General features: G+C 54.4%; 3 protein-coding genes. 1 reads left to right on the top strand and 2 read right to left on the bottom strand.

The annotated features are described in order from the left end of the window. Nucleotides 1-426, top strand: a 426-nt coding sequence (locus LJE94_18800) for a site-specific integrase (protein MCG6912145.1), incomplete at its 5' end; no start/stop codon positions are given. Nucleotides 427-521: 95 nt separating this feature from the next. On the opposite strand, the gene LJE94_18795 is transcribed toward LJE94_18800, so the two are convergent. After that, nucleotides 522-2,576, bottom strand: coding sequence for a hypothetical protein (locus tag LJE94_18795; GenBank protein MCG6912144.1), 2,055 nt, complete (start codon nt 2,574-2,576; stop codon nt 522-524). 38 nt (nt 2,577-2,614) lie between these two features. Then, nucleotides 2,615-3,313: aldehyde ferredoxin oxidoreductase C-terminal domain-containing protein (locus LJE94_18790; protein MCG6912143.1), on the bottom strand; the 699-nt coding region annotated here is incomplete at its 5' end.

Below are 3,313 nucleotides of genomic sequence, written 5' to 3'. Positions count from 1 at the left end.
ATTTTTAAAGAGACAAAGAACAGAAACCGGCTTCTCCTGAACCTTATGGCGAGGGGTGGAATGAGGATAGGCGAAGTTTTGAACTTGGTTGCTGATGAAGTAAATGAAAAGAAGCTGATCATCAGAAAACCTAAAAGCGGAGAGGATGCAGAATTTGTCTTTATTCCTCAAAAGGTGGCGGATAGATTGAAAGATTATGTGAAAGAAAACTGCACTGAGCCTGATCAAAAGATATTTCGGATTAGTTATGAAGGAGCTAGGGCCATATTGAGAAGAGCAGGAAATAAAGTAGGTATTAAATTACGGCCCCATGATTTACGCCGGCATGCTGCTACTCATGCATCCCATTCAGGGGTGCCAGTAGAGATAGTCTCTAAAGTGATTTTAAGGCATGCGAATTTAGCCATTACCCAGCGATATCTCTGAAATGTCAGTGACGCTTAAGCAATGTTATCTTTTTAAGTAAGTTGCTTAGGAACCACCGTCCCCTTTTTCTTTTTCGGAGCTCATTCGCGGGCCGATCAGGTACCGATCCGATCCCTGCTCTCAAGCACATCTGCGACATGTCGCAAACCGAGCTTCTCCAAAGTTGCGCGTTTCGGATATCCTGATTTGGCGTCCCACCCTTCTAAACTATAGAATGCCGTTTTCCAACGCTCCACTCCGTCTTCATCCAGGTAGAGTTCACCGCAATCCGTCCAGTCCCATTTTTTCCCGTCAAATAACGGTATCGTAGGCAGGTAATGGGCCCTGGAAGCACCGGGACGGTACATGAAACCCGAGAATTTTTCATTGTCGCGGTTTTTTCCCTGAACAGCAAAAATCGCGCGTACGACATTCCAGATCTTTCGCCCCGTCTCTATTCCGTCGACAAAGCTCATCCCTTTTCCCGTCACCGCGTTGATGAGAACCGGTTCCGCCTGGGGGGTCGCGCCTCGGCCATTTTCGGAACGCCGGTCGAAAGCGTTTCCGAACACCCAGTCGCAGAAAAGCATCGATTCCTTGTAGAACATAGCGTAGTGCTGATGCCATGCTACGAATCTGGCCTTGTGATCGGAATAGATCCCCGTCCGGTATGCCTGTTCGCCCTGCCAGCTGTAGTCGAACATGAACGGGTCGTCTTCGAAAGGCGGGCAGGCCGCTGCGAGCAAGGTCACATACGCCTCGCAGGACATTCCCTCGACCGGGCTGAGGGAAACATCATGGTTATTGATATCGCGCGAATCCATCAGGGTTCCGTATGCCCACTCCACATTCGGCATCGTCCAGTGGTCCACATATCCCCATGCCGGGTACCGCAAAATACCGTCGGTGTCCCTGCTCCTGCCGATTTTTTCGGCGAAACGGACGGTTCCCTCGGCAAGCAGATCCCCGATGCCGATCCGCTTTGCGATGGCCGTACAGAGAATTTCGGCAAACTCCACTGTGTCCCACATCTCCATCGGAAGGGGATAGGTGTCCACCTTTTTCCCCGGGCCGATGACGCCCATGTCGTACACTCTCTTCAGGTACCAGGCCAATCCGGTTTTGGAGGGGATGTGGGGCTGGATCGGGTGGCCGGGAGGGCTCGGAAACGCCCTGGAGCCGATGTAGGAGAGTTCAGACGCGTTGATACCAAGCTGCTGAGCCGCATCGGTGGCTTTCAGCCTGTCTCTGGTCGACGCCTTCCTGTAGTCCGGCGGCGGATTGAACCAGACCGATTCCGCGCAGCCGTCAGAATCCTGTCCGTAGACCGGGTCCCTCGAGTGGCAGCCCTTGGGGCATCCCAGGCAGGAGGATGCAACACTCCCCTTGCCGCCCCGGTGGATTGGCGGCCAGTTGGTTTCATACCAGCGGCGTGCCTCAAGGACGGCTACCGGATCTGCGACCTTTACGGAGCATGTACCGAGCACAGCAATGGCTTTCAGATTCTTAGATCCGAACACCCCTCCGAAACCGCCCTGACCGGCCCCGGATCCGCCGCCGTGTATCAGCGTGGCGATACGCGATCTGTTTTCACCCGCAGGGCCGATGGCAAGGATGGAGGGCCGTTGCAGTGTATCGCCACCGCTGAGGTTTTGCCACTCCTCGCCGTATCTCAGGGAGTTCCCTGAGGCCTGTGCCTTCCAGATCTCTTCCTGGGTTTTCCATGTGTCGAGGCCCCAAAGTGGTTCCGCATCCTCCAGGGTCGCTCCGTCGTTGACAATATTGATATAGACGGGTGCCTCGGCCCTCCCCTCGATAACGATCCCGTCCCAGCCGGCGAATTTGAGGAAAGAGGCGAAATTGCCACCGATATTGCTGTGGGAAAACCAGTTGACCGGCCAGGACTGCGGCGCAAGCCCGGAAATGCTGGTGCGCCCCGCGGAAGGAATCCCCGTTCCGGCCAGAGGACCGGTGATGATAGAAACGATGTTGTTGGGGTTGAAGGCGTCCTGCAGGTCCCAATGCCCGGGGGCTACACAAAGGTCCCAGAAAATGGCCGCACCGATGCCATAGCCGCCCCCGAATTCCTCGTATTTAGAGGTGTCAATCGTGCTGAATTTCCCAGCTGTCAGATTGACCTTTAAAATTTTTCCCGTGTAGCCACCTGTCATTTTGCCCTCTCCTGCTGTTAGTTGTAATGTTTCATCCTCTAAACAATCGAAGTTCCCAGTTTTCCATTGGCTTCGAGCGTGTCCGCCACCTTGGCAAGCGACAGCTCCTGAAGTGTCTTTCTTGTGGGCCAGCCGTGTTCCCTGTCCCAACCTTCCAGTGCATAGAAGTGGCTTTTAAAGTCCTCCACGCCCTTCCGGTCCAGGTACATGTCCGGAGCCGGATCGGAACGCCATTTACCGTTCTCGTAGATGGGCACGCCGCCGTATTTGACTCTGCCGGATGCACCCGGCCTGTACATGTACGGAAAGAAGTCTTCTGTCTGTCGGCTTCTCCCGTGCATTACGCGGACGGCCCGCTCCAGTGTCCAGATCTTTTGACCGATTCTCATGGTGTCGGCGAAGGAATCTTTCTTCCCGGTAACGGCGTTGTAGTATTTGATTTCTATCTCGGGGCTTTCACCGCCTACCCCGTGCATGAACATTTCGCAGAATCCCATGGATTCGTGCCAGAACGATGAATAGTGACGGCTCCAGGCCACCTGCTTGGCTTTATGCGGTGAATAGATACCCGTCTTCCATGCCTCTTCGCCCTTCCATGCGTAATTGAACATGAAAATGTCGTCGGTATAGGGGATGGTCTTCTTCGACAGTTCTTCCAGGGACTTTTCCAAAGGTGTTCCGTCGCGCGGGGGGCTGACTGGGAGCATGAATCCGTGCCAGGCAGGATCTCCCGCGCC

It is taken from the genome of Deltaproteobacteria bacterium (assembly GCA_022340465.1).
In the GTDB taxonomy this organism is placed as follows: domain Bacteria; phylum Desulfobacterota; class Desulfobacteria; order Desulfobacterales; family B30-G6; genus JAJDNW01.
This window is presented reverse-complemented; position numbering and strand designations above follow the sequence as displayed.